At 73.8% G+C, this 22525-nt stretch carries 23 protein-coding genes and 1 tRNA gene; 10 read left to right on the top strand and 14 right to left on the bottom strand.

Annotated elements, in window-relative coordinates; translation table 11 throughout:
• The first annotated feature begins 53 nt into the window (after window positions 1-53).
• Window positions 54-1256 (top strand): hypothetical protein, encoded by a 1203-nt coding sequence (locus V6U82_RS05590; protein ID WP_128137168.1) that lies wholly within the window; start codon window positions 54-56, stop codon window positions 1254-1256.
• Here V6U82_RS05590 and V6U82_RS05585 read toward each other — a convergent pair.
• Genes V6U82_RS05585 through V6U82_RS05555 form a run of 7 tightly spaced genes read right to left on the bottom strand, consistent with a single transcriptional unit; the run spans window position 1253 to window position 9205 of the window.
• A complete protein-coding gene (locus V6U82_RS05585) occupies window positions 1253-2938 on the bottom strand; it encodes a glycosyltransferase family 39 protein (protein WP_334459600.1) in 1686 nt (561 codons plus the stop codon). The genes V6U82_RS05590 and V6U82_RS05585 overlap by 4 nt on opposite strands.
• A 54-nt stretch (window positions 2939-2992) precedes the next feature.
• A complete protein-coding gene (locus tag V6U82_RS05580; RefSeq protein ID WP_128137167.1) occupies window positions 2993-3832 on the bottom strand; it encodes a glycosyltransferase family 2 protein in 840 nt (279 codons plus the stop codon).
• On the bottom strand, window positions 3832-4749 hold the full coding sequence (locus V6U82_RS05575; RefSeq protein WP_334459598.1) for a glycosyltransferase family 2 protein: 918 nt from the start codon (window positions 4747-4749) through the stop codon (window positions 3832-3834). The genes V6U82_RS05580 and V6U82_RS05575 overlap by 1 nt, the downstream gene beginning before the upstream one ends.
• Entirely contained in the window at window positions 4746-6077 is a 1332-nt protein-coding gene (locus tag V6U82_RS05570; protein WP_334459596.1) for a hypothetical protein, read from the bottom strand. Before V6U82_RS05570 ends, V6U82_RS05575 begins: the two co-directional genes overlap by 4 nt.
• Window positions 6064-7158 carry a glycosyltransferase family 4 protein gene (locus V6U82_RS05565; protein ID WP_334459595.1) on the bottom strand — a complete coding sequence of 365 codons (1095 nt, stop codon included), beginning with the start codon at window positions 7156-7158 and terminating at the stop codon, window positions 6064-6066. The genes V6U82_RS05570 and V6U82_RS05565 overlap by 14 nt, the downstream gene beginning before the upstream one ends.
• Window positions 7155-8006: a glycosyltransferase gene (locus tag V6U82_RS05560; protein ID WP_145755034.1), complete on the bottom strand. Its 852-nt coding sequence runs from the start codon at window positions 8004-8006 to the stop codon at window positions 7155-7157. The genes V6U82_RS05565 and V6U82_RS05560 overlap by 4 nt, the downstream gene beginning before the upstream one ends.
• 2 nt (window positions 8007-8008) lie before the next feature.
• Entirely contained in the window at window positions 8009-9205 is a 1197-nt protein-coding gene (locus V6U82_RS05555) for a hypothetical protein (RefSeq protein ID WP_334459592.1), read from the bottom strand.
• Window positions 9206-9378: 173 nt separating this feature from the next.
• On the opposite strand from V6U82_RS05555, the gene V6U82_RS05550 reads away from it, so the two are divergent.
• Window positions 9379-10296 carry a YveK family protein gene (locus tag V6U82_RS05550; RefSeq protein WP_334459591.1) on the top strand — a complete coding sequence of 306 codons (918 nt, stop codon included), beginning with the start codon at window positions 9379-9381 and terminating at the stop codon, window positions 10294-10296.
• On the opposite strand, the gene rfbC is transcribed toward V6U82_RS05550, so the two are convergent.
• Entirely contained in the window at window positions 10242-10850 is a 609-nt protein-coding gene (gene rfbC / locus V6U82_RS05545) for a dTDP-4-dehydrorhamnose 3,5-epimerase (RefSeq protein WP_334459590.1), read from the bottom strand. The genes V6U82_RS05550 and rfbC overlap by 55 nt on opposite strands.
• A complete protein-coding gene (rfbA, locus tag V6U82_RS05540; RefSeq protein WP_334459589.1) occupies window positions 10847-11734 on the bottom strand; it encodes a glucose-1-phosphate thymidylyltransferase RfbA in 888 nt (295 codons plus the stop codon). The genes rfbC and rfbA overlap by 4 nt, the downstream gene beginning before the upstream one ends.
• 86 nt (window positions 11735-11820) lie before the next feature.
• Here rfbA and rfbB point away from each other — a divergent pair, with 86 nt between their 5' ends.
• Both rfbB and rfbD read left to right on the top strand, forming a co-directional pair.
• The gene (gene rfbB, locus V6U82_RS05535) at window positions 11821-12819 is read left to right on the top strand and encodes a dTDP-glucose 4,6-dehydratase (protein WP_128138171.1); all 999 of its coding nucleotides are present in this window, start codon (window positions 11821-11823) and stop codon (window positions 12817-12819) included.
• Window positions 12819-13697: a dTDP-4-dehydrorhamnose reductase gene (gene rfbD, locus V6U82_RS05530; RefSeq protein ID WP_334459588.1), complete on the top strand. Its 879-nt coding sequence runs from the start codon at window positions 12819-12821 to the stop codon at window positions 13695-13697. The genes rfbB and rfbD overlap by 1 nt, the downstream gene beginning before the upstream one ends.
• Here rfbD and V6U82_RS05525 read toward each other — a convergent pair.
• Window positions 13666-15120, bottom strand: a complete 1455-nt coding sequence (locus V6U82_RS05525) for a sugar transferase (RefSeq protein ID WP_334459586.1) — start codon at window positions 15118-15120, stop codon at window positions 13666-13668. The two genes, rfbD and V6U82_RS05525, sit on opposite strands and share 32 nt — an antisense overlap.
• A 109-nt stretch (window positions 15121-15229) precedes the next feature.
• Window positions 15230-16297: an LCP family protein gene (locus V6U82_RS05520; protein ID WP_334459585.1), complete on the bottom strand. Its 1068-nt coding sequence runs from the start codon at window positions 16295-16297 to the stop codon at window positions 15230-15232.
• Between the two features lie 166 nt (window positions 16298-16463).
• Here V6U82_RS05520 and V6U82_RS05515 point away from each other — a divergent pair, with 166 nt between their 5' ends.
• Complete coding sequence (locus V6U82_RS05515) at window positions 16464-16763, top strand: hypothetical protein (protein WP_334459584.1); 300 nt, start codon at window positions 16464-16466, stop codon at window positions 16761-16763.
• 54 nt (window positions 16764-16817) lie between these two features.
• The gene (locus V6U82_RS05510; RefSeq protein ID WP_334459583.1) at window positions 16818-17906 is read left to right on the top strand and encodes an expansin EXLX1 family cellulose-binding protein; all 1089 of its coding nucleotides are present in this window, start codon (window positions 16818-16820) and stop codon (window positions 17904-17906) included.
• A 101-nt stretch (window positions 17907-18007) separates the two neighbouring features.
• Here the strand turns inward: V6U82_RS05510 and V6U82_RS05505 are convergent, their stop codons facing one another.
• The 3 genes from V6U82_RS05505 to bcp form a co-directional block, all read right to left on the bottom strand.
• Window positions 18008-18529 carry a GNAT family N-acetyltransferase gene (locus V6U82_RS05505; protein WP_334459582.1) on the bottom strand — a complete coding sequence of 174 codons (522 nt, stop codon included), beginning with the start codon at window positions 18527-18529 and terminating at the stop codon, window positions 18008-18010.
• A 64-nt stretch (window positions 18530-18593) separates the two neighbouring features.
• Window positions 18594-18679 (bottom strand) — tRNA-Leu (locus V6U82_RS05500).
• Between the two features lie 112 nt (window positions 18680-18791).
• Window positions 18792-19262, bottom strand: a complete 471-nt coding sequence (gene bcp / locus V6U82_RS05495) for a thioredoxin-dependent thiol peroxidase (RefSeq protein WP_334459581.1) — start codon at window positions 19260-19262, stop codon at window positions 18792-18794.
• A 123-nt stretch (window positions 19263-19385) separates the two neighbouring features.
• On the opposite strand from bcp, the gene V6U82_RS05490 reads away from it, so the two are divergent.
• Genes V6U82_RS05490 through V6U82_RS05475 form a run of 4 tightly spaced genes read left to right on the top strand, consistent with a single transcriptional unit; the run spans window position 19386 to window position 22052 of the window.
• Window positions 19386-20105: an energy-coupling factor ABC transporter permease gene (locus V6U82_RS05490; RefSeq protein WP_128138558.1), complete on the top strand. Its 720-nt coding sequence runs from the start codon at window positions 19386-19388 to the stop codon at window positions 20103-20105.
• Window positions 20102-20521 (top strand): PDGLE domain-containing protein, encoded by a 420-nt coding sequence (locus tag V6U82_RS05485; RefSeq protein ID WP_334459579.1) that lies wholly within the window; start codon window positions 20102-20104, stop codon window positions 20519-20521. Before V6U82_RS05490 ends, V6U82_RS05485 begins: the two co-directional genes overlap by 4 nt.
• A 2-nt stretch (window positions 20522-20523) precedes the next feature.
• Window positions 20524-21294: a cobalt ECF transporter T component CbiQ gene (gene cbiQ / locus V6U82_RS05480; protein ID WP_013284390.1), complete on the top strand. Its 771-nt coding sequence runs from the start codon at window positions 20524-20526 to the stop codon at window positions 21292-21294.
• Window positions 21291-22052: an energy-coupling factor ABC transporter ATP-binding protein gene (locus tag V6U82_RS05475; RefSeq protein ID WP_334459577.1), complete on the top strand. Its 762-nt coding sequence runs from the start codon at window positions 21291-21293 to the stop codon at window positions 22050-22052. Before cbiQ ends, V6U82_RS05475 begins: the two co-directional genes overlap by 4 nt.
• The last annotated feature ends 473 nt before the right edge of the window (window positions 22053-22525 follow it).

The raw sequence follows: 22525 nt of genomic DNA, 5'->3' as shown, positions 1-22525 counted from the left end.
GATGAGCGTGCTCTCTGTACTATCCGCACGGCGGGTGAGCAGAGGAGTGGGGCATGCAGCCGGAAGGTCCGTACAGGTTCACCGAGGTGCTGGGCGAGTGCCAGGTCGGCAGGGCCTGGGCCGCGCTCGACGGGCAGGACCGCGCGCTCACCGTGGCGGTCCTGGACGGTGCTGCAGCCGGTGACCAGCGCTGGCGCGAGGCGTTCACCAACGCGGCGAACGTGCTGGCCCAGACGCCCGGCGGCCATCGGTACGTCAACTCCGACTTCGCCGCCGGCCAGCCCTGGGTGGCGTATCCGTCCGACGAGGACGGCGCAGCCGAGCGGCTGTTCCGCAGCCTGGGCATGGACTACCAGCGCACCGCCACCGGCGAGATGCTCCCGCCGCCCCCGCCGGTGTCCGCGCCGCCGCAGCAGGTCTCGTCGCCGCCGCAGTTGCCGTGGAGCCCGCAGCCGTGGGCGATGACGCCGCAGCAGCCGGTCTCCGGCGCCCCCGTCTCGTCCGGCGCGCCCGTGTCACCCGGCGTGCCGGTGTCGCCGGGCATGCCGGTGCCGGCGATCCCGGCCCAGGCCACCGCCCCGGATCCGCTCGTGCCGACCGGTGGTCCCCGGATCGCACCGGTCGCGCGCCCGCCGAAGAGCCGTACCGGGCTGTGGATCGGTGGCCTGGTCATGGCGGCGGTGCTGGCCGGCGGCGCCGGTCTGCTGGCCGGACGGTCGCTCGCCGACGGTGGCGAACCGTCCACTCCGGCGGCCAGCGCCTCCCCGGCGCTCTACGAGGCCACCCAGCAGTCGCTGAACAAGGCGAAGTTCGACGCCACGCTCATGCCGATCGCCGAGCCGTGGCTCGACGGGGTGGGCGGCTGCGCGATCAACACCGAGAAGAGCGGTCCCGGGCTCGCCGCCGGCGAGAAGCAGCACGTCTTCTGCCGCTACCTGGGCGTGTCGCTGCACTTCGCCGAGTACGAGTCGGCCGAGAAGAAGGAGGCGGCGCGCGCCTTCCGCCAGCAGATGGGCATCATCGGCCGGGCGCTCGCGCCGGGCATGCGGGAGGCCGGGCCGGCCACCGGCGGCGTCAGCGGGGCGCAGGGCAGCTACGTCGAGTACGCCGGCAACGGCCAGGACGGCCGCCCGGTCTGCGGCATCTGGTGGGGCCGCGACGACAACACCAGCGCGATCTACATGGAGACGCCGTGCGGGGCCGGGCTCGGCGGCAACTGGGACGCGCTGCGCGACCTCTGGCAGCGCCACAGCTAACGGACGCGGGCGCCGTTCGGCGGTGGGACCAGGCAGACGTCGCTGCCCTTGGTGACGCCCGCCGCCAGGTCGAAGCGGACCACGCGCGCCCCGCTGAACTGCCGCTCGGTGACGGCCACGCCGCTGCCGCCGAGCCGGACGATGACGTCCCGGTTCGCCCCGTCGGCCCAGTCGGTGGCCTGGAACAGCCAGACCCGGGACCGTCCGGGCAGGAGCGTGGACACGGTCTGCTTCGGACACCCGCCGGGGCCGGCGGCGACCACGTAGGCGTCCGCCGCCGGGCCGTACCAGGCCTGGGCGTTCCACGAGACGGTGGTGGCCAGCACCAGGTCACCCGGTCGGCGCTTGTCCTTCAGGTAGCTCAGCGCGCCCCGGTAGTCGACCGCGTTGGCGCCGCCGCCCTGGGCGAAGGCCCGCGCCGGATGCACTGTCGCCACCACGGCGGTGGCCAGCTGCGGAACGGCGAGCGCGAGCAGGAGCACCACCCCGACCGCCCACCTGATCCGGGCGGGCAGGCCCGCCCGCAGCGGTGGCGGTGCGACGGCGAGCGCGGCGAGCAGCAGGCACGCGGGCACCGCGTAGAGCGCCAGCCGGCCGTTGAACGGGTAGACCGACACCGCCGCGCCGGCCAGCCCGGCCGCCAACGGGGTGAGCAGGACCAGCACCGCCACTGTGGAGAGCCGGCGCAGCCCGGCGGCCGTGCCCAGCACCAGCAGCGGCACGACGACCCACGCCGACCAGGCCACGAACGGCACTGTGGCGAGACTCCGGTACGTCGCCACGAGCCATTCCACGGTTGCCGGCAGGTCGGTGAGCGAGTGCGCCGGATAGATCGACTTCGCCCGCCAGTACGCGGCGAGCTGCGGATCGGCCAGTCCCGGCGCCAGGAACAGCACGTACACCACGAGCGCCACCACGCCCCAGGCCGGCGCCGGGGCGAGGAACCGGCCCAGCTCACGCCACCTGCTCGCCCCAGGGCGGTCCGGGCGGGACAGCGCGTACCCGGCCAGCAGCACGCCGAGCGCGCCGGTGACCGGAATGGACAAGGTGCTGACGAACGCCATGACCGCCGCGGCCGCCCAGAACACCGCCGACCCGGCCCAGGTCGGGCCGGTCCGGACGATCAGCAGCGCCAGCCCGATCACGAGCGTGACGCCGAACGCCTCGGCGCTGTACTGCTTCAGCTCGTTGGAGTAGCCGATCAGGAACGGCGCGACGGCGACCAGCAGCAGCGCCGCCAGCGCGGCGAGGGGCGGCAGGAGGGCCCGGCCGAGCCACGCCACGAGCGGCAGCAGCGCCAGCCCGAACAGCAGCGGCACCAGCCGCAGCGCCCGCTCACCGTCGCCGAACTGCTCGAACACGAACCGCTCCAGCCACAGCCAGCCGGGCGGCGCCGACTGGCTGAACGCCAGCGGCCGCAACAGCTCCAGGTAGCCGCGTTCCCGGATGTTGTGCGCGACGTACAGCTCGTCGCTCCAGAAGCTGCGCGCGTACGCCCACTGCCGGATCCGCAGCACGGCACCGAAGGCGACCAGCAGGCCCGCGACGGACCAGTACGGCGACCGGCTCAACCGCTCCCACGCGGCCGCGACGAACGCCGCCGGCGTGCCCGGCCGCGACGGCACCGGCGTCGCCGACGCGGGTGCCATCGAGGGGGAGAAGGCCGGGCGTGTCACGGACACGGCGAGACGGTATCAAAGCGTCATTCACGTCAGCGGCCCCGCGACCGCGCTCGATCACTCCCCGCGAGGGTCCGGTGTGGACGCGACGGGCGAAACCGCCGTGCCGACCAGTCCCGCGGCCCGATGGTGCCGGCGCGCCGGTCGCGGCAGGCCGACCAGGAACTCCGGGAACATGCCGAAGAACGTCCGGGCGCTGCGCAGCTCCAGCGTGTGCGCCCGGGACCAGCGCACCGAGTTGGTGGCGCGCGCCCAGTGGTGGGTCCACCGCACGTCGCCCAGCACCGCCACCGGCAGCCCGTGCCGCCAGGCGCGCAGCCCCAGCTCGTGGTCCTCGTAGTAGAGGAAGAACCGCTCGTTCCATCCGCCCAGCGCGGTGACGTCGGCGGTGCGTCCGGCCACCGCCGCGCCCATCACCCAGGCGACGTGGCGCGTCTCGCCGGGCGCGGCCACCAGCCGGTACGAGGCGTGCAGCCGGGACAGCGGCCACACCTTCCGGTTGCCGAGCTTCGCCGTCGCGTAGGGGAAGCCGCGCCCGTTCGCCTGCGGTGTGCCGTCGGTGCCCAGCAGTTGCGGCGCGACCAGTCCGCCGTGGCTGTCCAGGTGCCGGGCCAGCGCGTCCAGTCCGTCCGGGCGCACCTCCAGGTCCGGGTTGGCGAACAGCACGTACCGGCCGGTCGCCTGGCGCAACGCGACGTTGTTGGCGCGGGAGAAGCCGACGTTCTCCGGCAGCCGGATCACCCGCGCGCCCAGCTCCTCGGCGACCGCCGCCGAGTCGTCGGTCGAGGCGTTGTCGACCACCAGCCACTCGTACGGCTTCGGGCCGCGCCAGCAGCGGCGCAGCGTCTCCGCCGAGTGGTAGGTGACTGTCACCACGGTCCACGGCTGTGCCGTCATCACGCCCTCCGAGCGGTCAGGTAGCCGAGCAGGGACGCGAACCCGAACCGCCGCCCGGTCCAGCGACGGCGGGCCGCCGGCCCGTCGGCCAGCCCGCGTCCGATGCCGCGCAGGAACGGGCGCAACAGGCCCTGCCGGGCGCGCCGGGCGGCGAGCGCGAGGTGCGCCAGCGCCAGCACCGGCACCGCCACGAGCAGCAGCGGCCAGGTGAACGTGCGGGACGCGACCAGCAGCCGGTTGCGGGCCAGCAGGAACGCCCGGAACCCCTGCAACCGGGTGTCGCCGTCCACGCTGTGCCCGCCCGCGTGCGGCAGCACCACGTCCAGCCCGCGCGTGCGCAGCCCCGACGCGTAGAGCCGGAACGCCAGGTCGGCGTCCTCACCCCAGGCGAACAGGTGCTCGTCGAAGCCGCCGAAACGCCGGTACAGCGCGGCCGGGAAGACCGCCGCGCCGCCGGACGGGCCGAGCGGGGCACGGCCCGCCGTGGCACGCCTGTCGATGAACAGCGACACCGGGTTCAGGTCGATCCCCACGTACTCCCCGCCGTGCATCGCCAGGCCGACCGCGATCGGGGCGTCCGGGTCGGCGGCGACGGCGGCACAGATCCGGGCCAGCGCGTCGTCGGGCAGCCACACGTCCGGGTTCAGCAGCAGCAGGTGGCTCGTGGTGACCGTTGCCGCCGCCCGGTTGCAGCCGGCCGCGAAACCCGGGTTCGTGGCGTCGGGCAGGTACGCGTACCGGTCGGCGGGCAGGTGCCCGGCGATCACCTCGGCGCACCCGTCGGAGGGCCAGTTGTCCGCGAAGACGAATCGGACCGGCAGGTCACCGGCGCTGCGTACCCAGGTCGGCAGCGTCTCGGCGAGCATGCCGGCGGACCGGTAGAGGACGGTGACCACGGTGAGGCCGTCGAACGTCATGCCGCGCTCCTGCCCAGCCGGTGCAGCACCCAGAGGCCGGGCACCAGGCTCAGCCAGGTCGGATAGATCAGCGGATACAGCTCGTAGACGCCGAACAGCGCGAAGTAGACGACGAACGCCCGCGCCAGCTGCCCGGCCGGCGCGCGGGAGAACTCGAACCACCGTTCGGTCGCGCCCACCGCCAGCCCCAGCGCGGCCAGGAAGAACACCGCGCCCAGCGGGCCGTAGTCGAGCAGCGGGATGGCCACGAACGTGGCCGTGTTCATCAGGTACGGCTGGCTGAGCTGGGACGTCAGCCCGTACAGGTCCGCCTTGCCGACGATCGGCTCGACGCGGGAGCCGAGGAACGTCAGCGAGTACGTGCCGTACCGGGGTTCCAGGTGCTCCCGCTGCGACCAGACCCGCCCGAACGTCTCGGTGGACGAACTCAGCGACAGGTCCAGCGACCCGGCGCTGCTGGTCAGCGCGTTGCTGCCGTAGCGGGCCCGGAACTCGGTCTCGAACGCGCCGGTGCCGGCCATGGTGCGCTGCCCGCCGAGGAACACCGCCGCGCCGAGCGCCACCGCGCCGATCAGCAGCACCACCGGCGTACGCGCGGCCAGGAACGACGCGGCCCGCCCCCGGGTACGCCGTACCGACAGCGCCGCGATCAGCGCGGGCGCGATGCCCACCAGCACCGAGTTCTTGCTCGCGCCGAGCGCCGCTCCGACGGTGAACACAGCCGTCAGCGCGTAGTAGACCGGCAGCGCCCGGCCGCGCGCGGACAACGCGCGCAGCAGCGACACCGCCATGCCGAGCGTCCACGCCTCGGACAGCAGCCCGATGACCAGGTTCGACTGCTCGCGCAGCACCTGCCGGGCGGCGTCCGGGTTGTCGGCCAGCAGCGGCGGCACCGTGCCCCGGAACCGGATCGCCGCGGTCACCACAGCGACACCGAGCAGCACGGACAGGTACGTGAGCAGGCGCCGCTCGGACGGCCAGGACAGCGCCGGACGGGACCGCTCGCCGTCGTCCCGCCTGTCGATCAGCCGCCGGCCCACCCCCCAGGCCAGCAGGAAGACCGTCACGTACCCGGCGAGCACCGGCAGCACGCCGCGACCGGCCCAGGAGTCGTACGGGCCGGGCAGCACCCGCACGGCGAGCAGCGCGGCGGTCCAGACGGCGGCGCAGGCCGCGAGCGCCCACATCCGCAGGCGCGCGGCGAGCAGCGTGCCGACCGCCAGCGCGAGCGCGACGGCGAGCCCGGCGTCGAGCGTGGCCAGCAGCAGGGCCGCGCCCAGCGCGAACGGGATCCCGACCGACCAGAGGCGTCGCTCAGCGGGTGGCACGGGCGACCGTCCGGTACAGGTCGTGCCAGTCGTCCACGCATCCGTCGAACGAGTGCCGGACCGCGTACCGCCGGGCCAGCTCGCGCCGCCGCTCGTCCCACGCGGCCGGGTCGGTGGCCGTCCGCACGGCGGCGGCCAGCGCCTGCGGCGTCAGGTCCGCCCGGTACGCGAGCACACCGTCACCGGCGGCTGTCACCTCGGTCAGCCCGCCCGCGCCGGAGTGCACCACCGGCACGCCGAGCGACATCGCCTCCAGGGCGCTGCGCCCGAACGCCTCCACCCGGGACGGCACCAGCAGGCAGTGCAGCCGTTGCAGGAACGGCGCGGCGTCGACGCGGCCGACCAGGTGCAGGTTCGGCCGCTCCTCGACCTCGACGGTGCCCGCGCCGGCGACCAGGAACTCCACGTCCGGCAGCGCCGCGGCGACGTCCGCCAGCAGGTCGGCGCCCTTCTCCCGTTCCAGGCGGCCGAGGAAGCCGACCCGCACCGGGCCGTCCGGCGCGAGGCCGCCGGTGTCGGTCACCTGCGGCCAGATGGCGGGCAGCGGGTTCGGGATCACCCGCACGTCGCGGATCCGCCCGCGTACCCGGAGCTCGTCAGCCTCGAAGCCGGAGACCGCGACCGTCGCGTGCGGCCGCAACCGCCGGAACATCAGGTCGGTGCTGATGTTGGCCTGCACCGCGGCCTTGGCGCGCAGCGTCTCCGCCGTGTCGCGGTACTGCCAGAGGCTGTTGTGCAGCGTCACCACGAGCGGCGTGCGGCGGCCCCGCACGCCCAGGCCGGCGCGGGCGTGCATCGCGGCGGAGAGCAGGTGCGCGCTCACCACGTCCGGTCGCAGCTCCTCGACGAGGGCGCGGATGCCGCGCGCGTACCCGAGGTCCACCCGCTTGGCCGCGCCCAGCGGACGCCACGGCACACCCGCCTCCCGCAACGCCGCCGCGACCTCGTCGTCGGGCGTGGCGGCGACCACGTCGACGTCGCGGGCCGCGAGCGCCGGCAACATCTCGATCAGGAAGCGCTCGGCGCCGCCGAGCTGCCGCCGCCCCGACCCGCCGGTGGTGCAGACGAACAGCACCCTCATCGGACGCCCATGCCTTCCAGGGCGCCGCGGGCGATCGCCCGCCGCGCCGCCCCGCCGCCCACCGCCGCCCGGGCGAGCACCCCCAGCGTGTACGCGGAGCAGGCCACGGTGCCCCGCCACCCGGCCAGCTCACGGCTGGCCCGGATGAACTCCCGGGTCTGCCGGCGGGAGATCTCCTCGGCCGCCCACCGGCGCTTCGCGCTCGCGTCGTCCTCGTGCGTGACCACCGCGTCCGGCAGGTACGCCAGGCGCAGTCCCAGCCGGCGCACCGCCCAGCACAGCCGCAGGTCCTCCGAGTAGAAGAACGACGACTCGTCCACCCCGCCGATCCGGTCCAGCGTCTCCCGCCGGATCGCCACGAACGGCCCGGAGAGCCAGTCACCGCGCTCCGGCGGGGCCACGATCCGCAGCCTCGGGAACACCAGGCTGAGCCCGGTGGCGTGCGCGAGTCCGGTGCCCACGGTCAGGAACCGGCCGGCGGCGGTCTGGTCCCGGCCGGTCGCGTCGAGCACCTTCGGGAACGCCGCGCCGACCGCCGGGTCGTCCAGCTCGGCCACCAGCCGCTCGATCGCGCCCGGCCGCACCAGGATGTCGTTGTTGGACAGCACCACCCGGGACCGGGTGCTGTGCCGGACACCGAGGTTCATGCCCTTGGCGTAGCCGAGGTTCGTCTCCGAGCGCACGTACCGGGCGCCGGTCTCGGCGCACATGGCCCGCAGCCGGTCGCTGATCTCGGCGGCGCTGCCGTTGTCCACCACGACGGCTTCCACACCGTCTGGCAGCGAGCGGACGCAGCCGTCGGTGCGCTCGAAGTCTTCCCAGGTCAACACGACGATTGAGACGTCCACCGCTAGGCCATCCGATTGACGAGGAGGTGCGTGGACCGCTGGAGTCGCTGCCGGGTGCGCAACGCGTAGACGCCGTAGGCGACCGACGACGCGACCGCGGCGCCGAGCGCGCCGGCCCACGGGATGAGCAGAACGTACAGCACCACCGACACCGACATGGTGACGAGGGCCACGGCGGTGGTGGCCTGCTCGCCCGCGCGCTTGAGCAGCGCCGCGCTCCACGTCTTGCCGGCCGACAACGCCAGCGTCCCGGGCAGCAGGAGCAGCCCGAAGAGCCAGGCGTCGCGGTAGTCGGGCGCCAGCACGCCGAGCACCGCCAGGCCGATCACGGCGAGCGCGGCGATCGGCAGCGCCGACTTCACGACCTCGCGGCCGTGGTCGCCGATCGCGTCCGGGTCACGCTCGGCCAGGATCCGCTGCGCCCGTACGACCGCGCCGGACTGCGCGAACTCCAGCGCCGCCACCGCCAGCGCGAACACGCCGAGCGCGCCCGCGCCGGCGAAGCGGGCCACCAGGACCTGGCTCAGCCGGTACGTCAGCATCTGCGCGCACACCCCGACGTGCAGCCGGCCCACGGCGAGCAGGTCGGCGCGGTACTCCGTGCGCCCCGCCGTCGCCGCCGGCACCGGCCCGAACCGCCGCGCCCAGCCCAGCACCGCCACCCCGAGCACGGTGGCGGTGGCGACCTGGACGCCCAGCCACAGCACGCTCCACAGGCCACCGTCGAGCCGGTGGCCCAGCCAGAGGAGCCCGTACCCGGCGACCAGCACCGCGCCGCCGAGCGCCCGCATGGTGTAGACGAACCAGAACCGCTTGAGGCGCAGGCCGAGCGAGGCCGCCGTGTTGAACACGGTGAGCGCGCAGCCCGCGCCGATGCCCACCGGGTGGCTGCCCAGCCCGGCGAGCGTGGTCAGCAGCCCCGCGGCCAGCGCGGTGAGGCCGAGTGAGACGGTGAGGATGCCGGCGATCCACAGGCGACCGCGCGACATGATCCAGCCGGCCGGACGGGACAGCAGGAACGTGTCCACGGACAGGCCACCGAGCGCCGCGCCCACGGTGGCGCTCACCATGTTCGCCGCGAGTTCACCGCGTTCGGCGGCCGGCAGCGTCACCGACACCAGCGCGGCGAGCCCGGTCAGGCCCAGGGCGACCAGATAGAGACGCTCGGGGGAGACGATCCGCCGGACCCGGCCTAACACCCGGCGCCCAGGCGCCGGCACCGGCCGCGAGCCGGCCACGCGGAATCCACTCGTCTTCCCCCAAGATGCGCGGATGTGTGCGGGCCTGTTCTACCCGACATGAGCGCCGCTGCGCAATGGACCCGGCGGGCGGGTACGCCCGCGGCGTCCCGCCGCCGGTAGGGTGACGCGTCGTGGACCTCGCCCACTTCCGCGACACGATCGGCAGGCGGTGGCCGATCGTGCTGGCGCTGACGCTGCTGTGCGGCGCGCTCACCGGGGTCCTCGCCGAACGGCGGCCGCCGGTCTACCGGGCCGAGACCCAGATGGTCGTCACGTTCGCCGCCGAGAAGTCGGCCGCGCCGCAGCCCCGCCCGCCTGCCGACGAGGCGGGCCGGCTGATGCAGCGGCGGGTCAAGACGTACGCCACCATGATGAACACGCCTCGGCTGACCCGCCCGGTGATCGACTCGCTCGGACTGCCGTACACCACCGACGACCTGGCCGGCCGTGTCGTCGCCTCGTCCACCGTCGACTCCCTGGCGATCGACGTGGCGGTCACCGACCGGTCCGCCGGCACCGCCGCGGCGATCGCCGCGGCGCTCGCCGCCGAACTGCAACGGATCGCCGAACGCGACCTGCCGCCCGCCGGGCTCGGGCTCAAGGCCCACGTCGCGGTGGTGCGGGCCGCCGCGCCGCCGCCGCGTCCCGAGCCGGTGCGGTGGCAGTGGTACGCGGCCGGCGGCGCACTCGGCGGCCTCGCCGTCGGGGCCGGGATCGCCCTGGTGCTCGGCTACCGCCGGGCGGGCACGCCGGTGAGCGCGGACGTGCGGACACTCTGGGCGGCAGTGGCGCGCCGCCGTCCGCCGGCTCCGGCGGTACCGGATGCGGTGGCTGCGGATGGGGTGGCTTCGGACACGGCGACCTCGGATGCGGTGGCTCCGGACACGGCGACCTCGGACACGGCAGCTTCGGACGCGGCGGCGTCGTCGGGTCCGGCGGCTTCGGGCGCGGCGGCTTCGGGCGGCGTGGCCGATGACTCGGCCGGGGTGCCGGGTCAGAGTGACGGCCGCGTGGCCGACGCCTCCGTGAAGGAGCGGCAGGCGTCGTAGCCGGGCAGCAGCCCCGCGTCGCGCGCCTGCGCCAGGCGCGGTGCCGCCGCGTCCCGCTCGGACAGCAGCGGCGACGCCGCCGGCCAGTCGATCCCGAGATCCGGATCCAGCGGGTGCACCGTGTGCTCGGCCGCCGGGTGGTACGTGGCGGAGCAGAGGTAACTGAGCGTCGCGTCGTCGGTGAGCGCGCAGAACCCGTGCCCCAGCCCTTCGGCCAGGTAGACGGCCCGCCGGTCGCTGTCGTCGAGGCGTACCGCCTCCCACCGGCCGTACGTCGGCGAGCCGACGCGTACGTCCACCACCACGTCCAGCACCGCCCCGCGTACGCAGGTGACGTACTTGGCCTGGCCCGGCGGTACGTCGGCGAAGTGGATGCCGCGCACCACGTCCCGCGCGGAGACGGAGAGGTTGGCCTGCGCGAGCCGCAGCGGATGACCGACCGCCTCGGCGAGCCGGTCGAAGCGGTACCACTCCAGGAACAGGCCCCGCGGGTCGCCGTGCAGGCGCGGGGTAACCTCCCAGGCGCCCTCGATGCTCAGCGGACGGATCTTCACGACGCGCTCCCCGAACCGGACCGCTCGGCCAGCAGACCCAGCAGGTATTCACCGTAACCGCTGCGTGTCAGCGGGTGGGCCAGCATCCGCAGCCGCTCGTCGTCGATCAGCCCGGACCGCCAGGCGACCTCCTCGACGCAGCCGATCTTCATGCCCTGGCGTTCCTCGATCACCCGGACGAACTCGGCGGCCTGCATCATCGACGTGAACGTGCCGGTGTCCAGCCACGCGGTGCCCCGGTCGAGCACCGTCACCGTCAGCTCGCCCCACGCCCGGTACGTCTCGTTGATCGCGGTGATCTCCAGCTCGCCACGGGCGCTCGGGGTCAGCTTGCGGGCGATGTCGACCACCCGGTTGTCGTAGAAGTAGAGGCCCGGCACCGCGTACCGGGACCGGGGGCGCTCCGGCTTCTCCTCGATCGACAGCACCCGGCCGGCGTCGTCGAACTCCACCACGCCGTAGTCCTGCGGGTTGGCGACCGGGTACGCGAAGACCCGCCCACCGGCCGGTTCGCCGTGCTGGGCGAGCTGCCGGCCGAGCCCGACGCCGTGGAAGATGTTGTCGCCGAGGACCAGCGCCACCGACTCGTCGCCGATGAAGTCGGCGCCGAGCAGGAACGCCTGCGCGATGCCCTCCGGGCGGGGCTGCTCGGCGTACGCCAGGCGCAACCCCCACTGGCTGCCGTCGCCGAGCAGCCGCTCGAACTGGGCACGGTCGTCCGGCGTGGTCACCACCAGGATCTCCCGTACCCCGGCCATCACCAGAGTGGAGAGCGGGTAGTAGACCATCGGCTTGTCGAACACCGGCATCAGCTGCTTGGAGACGGCCCGGGTGATCGGCCAGAGCCGGGATCCGGTGCCGCCGGCGAGAAGGATTCCACGCACCCGCGGAGACTACCCGCGGGGCCGCCGCCCCCGTGGCCCGTCGACGTCCCGCCCGGGCTGCCGGTACGGCGTAGACTCCACGACCCGTGAGGATCCTCGTCACCGGCGGCGCCGGCTTCATCGGGTCGGAGTACGTGCGGATGCTGCTGGGTGTGCCCGGCGGCGACGCGGCCGGGGTGCCGGTCGAGGGCCCGGCCGCGCTCACGGTGCTGGACAAGCTGACCTACTCCGGCAACCCGGCGAACCTGGCCCCGGTGCGCGACGACCCCCGGCTGCGCTTCGTCCGCGGCGACATCTGCGACCCGGCGCTGGTCGACGAGGTGGTGCCCGGTCACGACGTGATCGTCCACTTCGCCGCCGAGTCGCACGTGGACCGGTCGATCACCGGCGCCGCCCCGTTCGTCACCACGAACGTGCTCGGCACGCAGACGCTGCTGGACGCCGCGCTGCGGCACGGCGTCAGCCGGTTCGTGCACGTCTCCACCGACGAGGTGTACGGCTCGATCGACTCCGGCTCGTGGACGGAGAGCTGGCCGCTGGCGCCGAACTCGCCGTACTCCGCCTCGAAGGCGGGGTCGGACCTGCTGGCGCTGGCCTACCACCGCACCCACGGCCTGGACGTCGTGGTGACCCGCTGCTCCAACAACTACGGGCCGTACCAGTTCCCGGAGAAGGTCGTCCCGCTGTTCGTGACCAACCTGCTCGACGGCGGCACCGTGCCGCTGTACGGCGACGGCGGCAACGTCCGCGACTGGCTGCACGTGCACGACCACTGCCGGGGCGTGGCGATGGTGCAGGAGAAGGGGCGGGCCGGCGAGGTCTACCACATCGGCGGCGGCACCGAGCTGACCAACCGTCAGCTCACCGAGCGTCTCCTGGCGGCGTGCGGGGCCGGCTGGGACCGGGTCGTGCCGGTCACCGACCGCAAGGGCCACGACCGCCGCTACTCGCTGGACATCAGCAAGATCAGCAACGAGCTGGGGTACGCCCCGAGCATCGACCTCGACCGGGGTCTCGCCGAGACGGTCCGCTGGTACCGGGACAACCGGGCCTGGTGGGAGCCGCTGAAGACGGCCGGCCACTGATGACCCGGGTGCTCGTCACCGGCGCGGGCGGGATGCTCGGGCGGGACCTGCTCGCCGTGCTGCGGACCCGGCCGGACCTGTCGGTCACCGCCGCCGGCCGCGCCGACCTCGACGTCACCGACGCCCACGCGGTGCGGAACGCGGTCGGCGGGCACGACGTGGTGCTCAACGCCGCCGCCTGGACCGACGTGGACGGCGCCGAGACGCGCGAGCGGGACGCCACAGCCGTCAACGGCGACGCGGTGGCCGCGCTGGCCCACGCCTGTGCCGTGTCCGGCGCGCGCCTGGTGCACGTCTCCACCGACTACGTGTTCGGCGGCGACGCCACCGAGCCGTACCCGGAGGACGCCCCGACCGGCCCGGTCAACGCGTACGGGCGCAGCAAGCTCGCCGGGGAACAGGCGGTGGCCCGGCTGCTGCCCGAGACCGGGTACGTCGTGCGGACCGCCTGGCTCTACGCCACCCACGGGCGCAACTTCGTCACCACGATGCTGCGGCTGGCAGCCGAACGCGACCGGCTCGACGTGGTGAACGACCAGTACGGGCAGCCCACCTGGTCGTACCGGCTCGCGGAGCGTCTCGTGGCGCTCGCCGACGCGGCGCTCGCCGGCGACGCGGCGCCCGGGACGTACCACGGCACCGCCGCCGGCGAGACGACCTGGTACGGCCTGGCCCGCGCCGTCTTCGCCCTGCGCGGTCTCGACCCGGACCGGGTCCGGCCGACCACGAGCGACCGCTTTCCGCGGCCGGCGCCGCGCCCCCGCTACAGCGTGCTGGCGCACGGCCGGTGGGCGGCGGCGAAGCTGCCGCCGCCGGGCCACTGGTACGCGGACCTGACCGAGGCGCTCAGCGCCCCCCGCCCCGGAACACCTCGGTGACGGTACGCAGCACGATCTTGATGTCGAGCCAGAGCGACCAGTTCTCGACGTAGTAGTTGTCGAACCGGGCCCGGTCCGAGATCGGCGTGTCCCCGCGCAGTCCGCTGACCTGCGCCAGCCCGGTGAGCCCGACCGGCACGCGGTGACGCATCGCGTACCTCGGGTACTCGACGGAGAACTTCTCCACGAAGTACGGCCGCTCCGGCCGGGGCCCCACCACGCTCATCTCGCCGCGCAGGATGTTCCACAGCTGCGGCAGCTCGTCCAGCGAGGTGCGCCGCATGAACCGCCCGATCGGGCCGACGCGCTCGTCGTGCGCGATGGACCAGGTGGTCTGCGACTCGTGCTCGTCGGCCGGGCGCATGGACCGGAACTTGATGACGTGGAACGGTCTGCCGTACCGGCCGATGCGCTCCTGGCGGAAGAACACACCCCGGCCGCCGTCGAGGAACGTGGCGACGGCGCAGAGCAGCAGCAGCGGGCTCAGCACCACCAGGGCGGTCACCGCGAACACCACGTCGGAGGCCCGCTTGAGCCGCCACCGGGGACCGGTGAGCGTGGTGTCGCCGATCTTGATGATCGGGATGGCGCCGATGTGGTCGGGGTAGCCGCCCTGCGACCGCGACCCCCACAGGCGCGGCACCGCCCACAGGTCACAGCGGGAACTGGCCGGGCGCAGCAGCGCCTCCATCAGGTCGGCCTCGGAGCAGTCCGGGTCCGCGATGACCAGGACCTCGCACTCCAGCATGTCGGCGAGCTTCTCCAGCTCGTCGATCGTGCCGATGAGCGGCAACGCGCCGATCCGCGGCCGTGACGGGGCGTCGACAGCGCCGACGAACCGCAGCCCGTACTGCGGGTATCGGCGCAACAGCCGGGCCAGCTCACCGCCGATCGGCCCGCCGCCGATCACGATCGCGTTGTGCTCCACCCACCGGCGCTTGCGGGCCAGCAGGATGAGCCGGCTGTTCAGCGCCCGTCCGACGATCACCAGGCCGGCGGAGAGCGCGACGCCGCGCATGAACCCGCTGACGTGCGGCACCGAGTCGTGCCGCAGCGCCGCGATGATCGCCCCCACCGCGCCGGAGGCCAGCAGCCGGCCGCCGAGGCTCGGCAACTCGTCCAGGATGCTGATGTGCCGGCGCGGCCGGTAGAGCCCGCCCGCGGCGAACAGGCCCACCGTGAGCGCGGCGTTGAACAACGTGCCACGCCAGTAGTCCTGCGTCAGCAGCAGCGGCGCGAGCAGCGCCGCGACGTCGATGGGCGCGGTCACCATCCAGGCCCGCAACGAGCGGGTACGCGTCGACGCCCGCGAACCCGCGTACGGCAGCACTGTCGTCGTGTCCAGGCCGCTGTCCGTCGGCGTGTTCATGGCCACACCGGACGGTGGCGCGGACGGATGCTCGAACGCCGGCAGGCGTGGCATGGTCGATCCTTCCCCGTGGCGCCCCCGGCCCGGATGCAGGGACCGACGGCGATCGCAGGATACGAGCGGCCCCGCCTCGCCGCCAGCACCGGCATGACAGATCGACGTCCTACTTTCCGCTGATGGCGAGGATGTCGGGGACCGAGTCCCGGCGCACCGCGTCGAACAGCGTCTTGGATCGCGCCGGATCGGGGAACACGACGCTCTCGCTGCCGACCCGGCCGGTGCCCTTCACCGGGCAGGTGAAGAACGTCAGGTTGCCGCCGCGCAGGCCCCGCATCTCCATCGCCAGGTCCACGAGCGACAGTGACTTGTCGACAGCCACCGAGTCCGACGTGGCGCGGACGAACGAGTTCAGCTTGGCCGGGTTCGTCAGCACGCCGCCCGAGGCGGCCTTGTCCAGAATGGCCTTGATCACCTGCTGCTGGTGCCGGATCCGCGCGAAGTCGCCGTCGGGGAAGGCGTGCCGCTCCCGCGCGTAGTCCAGCGCGGCGGCCCCGTCCATGGTCTGCCGGCCCTTCTCGAAGGTCCGCGTGCCGATCAGCGAGTACTTCGTGGTAAAGCCCTTCTCCACGTCGATCTCGACACCGCCGAGCGCGTCGATGATCTCCTTGAAACCGGCGAAGTCGACCATCGCCACGTTGTCCACCCGTACGCCGCTGAACTTCTCCACCGTCTGCACCATCAGCGGCACGCCGCCCCAGGCGTACGCGGCATTGATCTTCGCGTCGCGACCGCCGCGGCCCTCCTTCGACTTGGGGATGGCCGTCCAGGTGTCCCGGGGGATCGAGATGAGCTGGGCGCTCGACCGGTCCTTCGGCAGGTGGGCCAGGATGATCGTGTCGCTGCGCGAGCCGCCCGTGCTCTCCGGGTCGCGGGTGTCGCTGCCCAGGATCATGATGTTCATGGCGCCCTTGGCCTCGACCTGTGGGCGCGACTCCTCCGGCACGCCCTCGAAGGCGTCGACCCGCTCGATGGACTTGTCGACGGAGCGGTAGTAGAGACCACCGGCCAGGGCGCCGCCGCCGGTGAGCAGCACCACCACCAGCAGCACGATCAGGGCGATCCGCCGGCCCCGGCGGCGCCGGGGCGCCTTCTCCTCCACGGGCCCGCCAGGCTCCACATCGGAGCCCTGCGCGCGCCGGCCGGAATCGGTGAGCTGGTGGCGATCTGACATGCCGCGATGCTACTGATTCGCGTCGCACCGCGTGGACCCGTGCCCGGCCGGTGACGCCAGCGGTGGTCCGCGGCCGCCGCGGCGAGCCGGCCGGCGCCGGGCCTTGCCGCCGGGCCCCCGCCGGATCGATGATGGTGCGGAAGGCCAGGTCGACCGAGGAGTCGAGATGCAGGTCATCCACCAACCGCGGGTGGCGTGGGACGCCGCCCGGGTCATCGGCGGGGCGATCCACGACGAGCGCCTGTTCGGCTGGCTGCGCGGCGAACTCGGCGCCCTGATGGGCCCCGCCACGGCGGCGGCCCTCGACGAGACCCGGGACCGGGTCCGCTGGGCCGGCGACGCCCGGCTGCCGGTCGAGACCGGCGTGTGGCGGGTCCGCCTGGAGGACTCGCTGCGGCAGCAACCCGACCTCGCCGGCAGGCTCGCCGGTGTCGTCTCCACCGCCCGCGCGCTGCGCCCGGTTTAGCTTTCGCTTAGCTCGCTTGTCCGGGGGCGCGCCGGTCGGGCAGCATCGACCGGCGTGACCGACGGCCCCACAGCCCATCCGCCGAACGCCGGCGACGCGCCCGGACCCGCCATCCCGGACGGTCGTCGCCGCGCCGCCACACGCCGTCGCCGCCTGGCCGCCGCCGGTCTGGTCACCGTGGCCGCCGCGGTCGCGGTGACCCTCGCGGTACGCGGTGGCGCCGCCCCGGCCTGCGCCGCCCCGCCGCGCGCTGCCGTGCCCGCTCTCCCGCCCGTGGCCGCGCTCGCGCCCGGTGCCGCACTGCCGGTGGCCGCCGTTCCGCCGCTCGGCGCTGCCCTGCCGGTGGCTGCCGCCCCGCCCGTCGGCGGCGCGACGCGCAGCGGCAAGGCGACCTTCTACGACTCCGAGGGCGCCGGCGGCAACTGTTCCCGGCCGGCCGCGCCCGCCGACCGGATGTACGTCGCGCTCGGCCCGGCCGAGTACGCCTCCGGCGCCTCCTGCGGAGGCTTCCTCGACGTCACCGGCCCACGCGGCACGGTGCGGGTGCTGGTGATGGACCAGTGCCCGGAGTGCGCGCCGGGTCACCTCGACCTGTCCGCCGAGGCGTTCGCCCGGATCGCCGATCCGGTGCAGGGGGTGGTGAAGGTCAGCTACCGCGCGGTGGTGAACCCGAGGTTGTCCGGTCCCCTCACCTTCCGGGTGAAGGAGGGCTCGTCGCAGTGGTGGTTCGCCGTGCTGGTCGGTGACCACGGCAACCCGCTGCGTTCGGTCGAGGTGCGGCAGAACGGCTCGTGGCGTGCGGCCCAGCGGCAGGACTACAACTACTGGCTGATCGAGTCAGGGGCCGGTCCCGGCCCGTACGAGATCCGGGTCACCGACGTGTACGGCCACCGCGCGACCGCGACCGGCATCCGGATGCTCCCCGGTCAGGTGCAGCGCAGCAGGACCCGCATGTACGGCACCGGTCCCGCCGCCCCCGGGCCCGCCCCGAAGAAGCCGAGCCCCACACCCCCGGGCCCCACCCCCACCCCCAGCCCTTCCGCCCCCACGCCGCCGCCCACCCCGGCCACCCCCACCCAAGCCCTCACGGAGCCCGTGGTGCAGGCAGCCGCCGCCCCACACACCCCGTCCCCCTGCTCCTAGCCCTCAGCCCCGCCGATCTTGCACTTGCTGCCCTCCAGGTGTCCTGGATGTGGTTTTTGCCGGGGCTGAAAGTGCAAGATCGCCGAGCCGGGGCGGGCGGGTCAGGTCGGGAGGTCCAGCCACATGAGGATCTCGTCCCGGGCGTCGGTGGGGGACAGGCGCAGCGCGGCGGGGAGGCGGCCGGTCTCGCGGTATCCGAGGCGCTTGTAGAAGCGATCCAGGCCCAGACCGTCGCGGACCGTCACGTGCAGCGCCGCCAGGTCGAGCCCACGGGCGATCCGCTCGGCCTCGCGCATCAGCGCCGCGCCGTACCCGCGTCCCTGGGTGTCGGGGTGCACCATGACGCGCTTGAGCACCCGCCAGTGCGTCTTGAGGTGGAACCGGTTGTCGGCGATGACCAGGACGGCGACCAGGCGTTCGCCCTCGTAGCCGGCGAGCAGCCGGTCCGGCCCGTCCGCGACCTCGTCGAGCGTCGACGTGGCGAGCGGGCGTACCTCGTCCGCCGTCACGGGGGCGACGAAGCCGACGGCGCCGCCGGCGTTCGTCACGTCCACCCAGAGCGCGACGATCTGTTCGCGCAGTTCGGGGGTCAGGTCGGGGTCGAGTACGAAACGCAGGTCCACGACGCCATCCTGCGCGTGGCGACGCGGCCCGAACCCGCGTTCGTGATGCGCGTGACATCGCTGATGGTGCGGGAGGGGGGTTTCGAACCCCCACGTCCTCTCGGACACAGGCTCCTAAGGCCTGCGCGTCTGCCGTTCCGCCACTCCCGCCCGACCCGCTGAGTTTAGAGTGTCGCGCCGCAGCCGTGTGTACTCCGGGCCGCCGCCGGCCGCCGTCGGCCGCGACGCGACGAGCCGCGAGGAGGCAGCCCGTCCGGCAGCCTCAGTCGAGGCCGAGATCCCGGCGCAGCTTGGCGACGTGGCCGGTGGCCCGCACGTTGTAGAACGCCTGCTCGATCTTGCCGTCCTCGTCCACCACGAACGTCGAGCGGATCACGCCGGTGACCGTGCGGCCGTACATCTGCTTCTCGCCGAACGCGCCGTACGCGGTCAGCACCGCCTTGTCCTCGTCGGAGACCAGCGGGAACGTGATGGCGTCCCGGTCGCGGAACTTGGCGAGCTTCGCCGGCTTGTCCGGCGAGATGCCCACCACCTCGTAGCCGGCGGCCTGGAGGGAGGCGAGCGAGTCCCGGAAGTCACACGCCTGCTTCGTGCACCCGGGCGTCATCGCGGCCGGGTACGCGTACAGGACGACCTTGCGGCCGCGCAGGCCGGCCAGGGACAGCGTGCCGCCGTCGTCGGTGGGGAGGGTGAACTCGGGGGCGGGGTCGCCGGGCTTGAGACGGTCGGTCATGGCGGTGACGATACCGCCGGGCCGACGCGGGCGGCCGACGGTGACGCGCGGGTGCGGTGACGGCCATCATGGGGTTGTTGCCAGATATTGGCAACAGTGCCTTCCTGGAAATACGCTGAGCGCGTGGACACCCTGGCGATGCACATCTCCAACGGGATCATCAACGGTCCGGTCGCCGCGATCTTCGCGGCTCTCGCCCTCGCCGCACTCGCCTTCTGCGTGCTGCGGGGCCGCGCCGACCTCGACGACCGGCTGGCCCCGATGGCCGGTCTGGTGGCGGCGTTCATCTTCGCCGTGCAGATGCTCAACTTCCCGATCTTCACCGCCGGGGTCAGCGGTCACCTGCTCGGCGGCGCGCTGGCCGCGCTGCTCGTCGGCCCCTGGGTCGGCGCGCTCTGCGTCGCCGTGGTGCTGATCGTGCAGGCGCTGGTCTTCGGTGACGGCGGGGTGGCGATGCTCGGCCTCAACATCACCAACATGGCGCTGCTCGGCACCGCCGCCGCGTACCTGCTGATCGCGCTCCTGCTGCGCGTGCTGCCGCGCACCCCGGCCGGGCTGGCGGTCACCGCGTTCGTCTCCGCCCTGGTCAGCGTGGTGGTCGCGTCCCAGGGCTTCGTCCTGCAGTACTGGCTGGGCGGCACCACCGACCTCGGCGGCAACCTCGCCGGCCTGGCCGGCACCATGGCCGTCGCCCACCTGCTCATCGGCATCGGCGAGGGCCTGATCACCGCGACCACGGTGGTCACCGTCGCGAAGGTCCGGCCCGACCTGGTGTACGCGCTGCGCGCCCTCAAGCCGGCCACGCCGGCTCCCGCCGTCCCGGTCGCCGGAGGTGCCCGATGAGCAAGCGTCACTGGCCGTTCCTGCTCGGCGGCCTGCTGGTGGCACTGCTGCTGGCCGGCGTCGTCAGCAACTACGCCTCCTCGCACCCGGACGGCCTCGACTCGTCACTGCTCAAGGGCTGCACTGTGAACGCCGACGACGAGATCACCGGCGGTAACTGCCCGGCCCAGCAGGCCAAGGACCACGAGCTGGCGGACAGCCCGCTCGCCGACTACGGCGTACGCGGGATCGGCAACGACTTCGTCTCCACCGGCCTGTCCGGCGTACTCGGTGTGCTGCTCACCTTCGCGCTCGGTGGCGGCCTGTTCTGGCTGGCCCGCCGCCGCGGCCCGGCGACGCCCGCCGCATCCGCCCCGCCCACCACGAGCGCCGACTCGGCGGACGAGGCCGCGACCCCGTCCACCGGCACCCGCTGACCATGGGGGCCGGGCACGCGCACGTGCTCTACCGCGAGTCCGGCTCGCCGGTGCACCGCCTCCCGCCGGAGGTGAAGATCGCCGCGATGGTGCTGTTCACCGTCGCGGTGGTGGCGACGCCCCGGGAGGCGTACTGGGCCTTCGGCGGGTACGCGCTCCTGGTCGCCGTGGTGGCCGCGCTGGCCCGGGTCGGCCCGCGCTGGCTGCTCAGCCGGGCGCTGATCGAGCTGCCGTTCGTGTTGTTCGCGTTCGCGCTGCCGTTCCTCGGCGCGGGGGAGCGGGTCGAGGTGGCCGGGCTCGCCCTGTCCGTCGACGGGCTGCACGGCGCGTTCAACATCCTGGCCAAGGGCACGCTCGGCGTACTCGCGTCGCTCCTGCTGGCGGCGACCACGACGACGCGTGACCTGCTGCTCGGCCTGGACCGGCTGCGGTGCCCGCAGATCCTCACCCAGATCGCCACGTTCATGCTGCGCTACCTGGAGGTGCTCGTCGGCGAGGCCCGGCGGATGCGGGTGGCGCGGGTGTCGCGCGGTGACGACCCGCGCTTCCTGTGGCAGTTGCGCGGCTTCGCGGCCGGGGTCGGCGCGCTGTTCCTGCGCGCCTTCGAGCGCGGCGAGCGGGTCTACCTGGCGATGCTCTCCCGCGGCTACACCGGCCGGATGCCGGCGGTGTGGCAGGGGGCCGGCGCGGCCACCGCCGGCCAGTGGGCGGCCGCCGCGACGGTGCCGGCGATCGCGGCCACCATCGCCGCCGTCGCGCTCGTCCTGCAATGATCGGGTACGTGCAGCAGCCGCCCTCCCTCGACATCAGCGGCGTCCGGTACGCGTATCCGGACGGTCACGTCGCCCTGCACGGGGTGGACCTGACCGTGCCGCGCGGCGAGCGGGTGGCGCTGCTCGGGCCCAACGGCGCCGGCAAGACCACGCTCGTGCTGCACCTCAACGGCATCCTCACCCCGACCGAGGGCACGGTGAGCGTCGGTGGCCTGACTGTCAGCCGCGACCGGGACACGCTGGCCGAGGTACGCCGCCGCGTCGGCATCGTCTTCCAGGATCCGGACGACCAGCTGTTCCTGCCCACCGTCGCCGAGGACGTCGCGTTCGGCCCGGCCAACCTGGGCCTGCGCGGGGCCGAGCTGGCCGCCCGGGTCGACGAGGCGCTCGCGGCCGTCGGCATGAGCGAGCACCGGGAGCGGGCGCCGCACCACCTGTCGTTCGGGCAGCGGCGCCGGGTGGCGGTGGCCACCGTGCTGGCCATGCGCCCGGAGATCCTGGTTCTGGACGAGCCCTCGTCGAACCTCGACCCGGCCGCCCGGCGGGAGCTGGCGGAGATCCTGCGCACCCTGCCGGTGACGCTGCTCATGGTCACCCACGATCTGCCGTACGCGGCCGAGCTGTGCCCCCGCTCGGTCATCCTGGACGCCGGCCGCATCGTCGCCGACGCCCCCACCGCCGACCTCCTGTCCGACGAGGCACTGCTCACGGCCCACCGCCTGGAGCTCCCCTACGGCTTCGCCCCCCGCCCCACCTGACCCGGCCCGGCGCTCGCCCCTCCCGCCCTCTCCGCCGCGATCTTGCACTTTCGGTCCGGTCATTCCGGGGCAAAAGCCGCAAGCTCGGGGCGGCAACTGCAAGATCACGCCGCCCAGGGGTGAGTGCGGCGGGAGTGGAACGTGATGGGTGTGTCGGGGGCGGTTTGACACCCGTGGTGTTCCACTCGTGCGCTCGCCACAACAACCGGCCCGAACGAGGAACTACTGCCCACCTGAACCTAAACTCCGCGATCTCGCATATTCCGCCCCGGCATCCAAGGCGTTCACAACATCTCCGGGGCCGCAACGCAAGATCACCGAGCGCTGCGAGCGCCCTGGGCGCGCCCTCCCGCTATGCGAGATTGGCGTTTCGCATGGTGGGAGCAGTGCAGATCTTGGTAGGACCGGGCCCCTATGAGGGCCGTTTGGTACCAAGATCTCGCCGGGGGCCGAGGGCCGGGGGCCGAGGGCCG

Origin of the sequence: Micromonospora sp. CPCC 205554 (genome assembly GCF_036902745.1) — a bacterium.
Classification (GTDB): Bacteria; Actinomycetota; Actinomycetes; order Mycobacteriales; family Micromonosporaceae; genus Micromonospora; species Micromonospora tulbaghiae.
This window is presented reverse-complemented; position numbering and strand designations above follow the sequence as displayed.

What these genes read in the sequence shown, in the direction of transcription:
- V6U82_RS05525 (WP_334459586.1), bottom strand. Translation starts at nt 15,120, where the DNA reads ATGCCACGCCTGCCGGCGTTCGAGCATCCGTCCGCGCCACCGTCCGGT.
- V6U82_RS05520 (WP_334459585.1), bottom strand. Translation starts at nt 16,297, where the DNA reads ATGTCAGATCGCCACCAGCTCACCGATTCCGGCCGGCGCGCGCAGGGC.
- V6U82_RS05475 (WP_334459577.1), top strand. Translation starts at nt 21,291, where the DNA reads ATGATCGGGTACGTGCAGCAGCCGCCCTCCCTCGACATCAGCGGCGTC.
- V6U82_RS05575 (WP_334459598.1), bottom strand. Translation starts at nt 4,749, where the DNA reads ATGACGTTCGACGGCCTCACCGTGGTCACCGTCCTCTACCGGTCCGCC.
- cbiQ (WP_013284390.1), top strand. Translation starts at nt 20,524, where the DNA reads ATGGGGGCCGGGCACGCGCACGTGCTCTACCGCGAGTCCGGCTCGCCG.
- V6U82_RS05515 (WP_334459584.1), top strand. Translation starts at nt 16,464, where the DNA reads ATGCAGGTCATCCACCAACCGCGGGTGGCGTGGGACGCCGCCCGGGTC.
- V6U82_RS05580 (WP_128137167.1), bottom strand. Translation starts at nt 3,832, where the DNA reads ATGACGGCACAGCCGTGGACCGTGGTGACAGTCACCTACCACTCGGCG.
- rfbD (WP_334459588.1), top strand. Translation starts at nt 12,819, where the DNA reads ATGACCCGGGTGCTCGTCACCGGCGCGGGCGGGATGCTCGGGCGGGAC.
- V6U82_RS05590 (WP_128137168.1), top strand. Translation starts at nt 54, where the DNA reads ATGCAGCCGGAAGGTCCGTACAGGTTCACCGAGGTGCTGGGCGAGTGC.
- V6U82_RS05485 (WP_334459579.1), top strand. Translation starts at nt 20,102, where the DNA reads ATGAGCAAGCGTCACTGGCCGTTCCTGCTCGGCGGCCTGCTGGTGGCA.
- bcp (WP_334459581.1), bottom strand. Translation starts at nt 19,262, where the DNA reads ATGACCGACCGTCTCAAGCCCGGCGACCCCGCCCCCGAGTTCACCCTC.
- V6U82_RS05565 (WP_334459595.1), bottom strand. Translation starts at nt 7,158, where the DNA reads ATGAGGGTGCTGTTCGTCTGCACCACCGGCGGGTCGGGGCGGCGGCAG.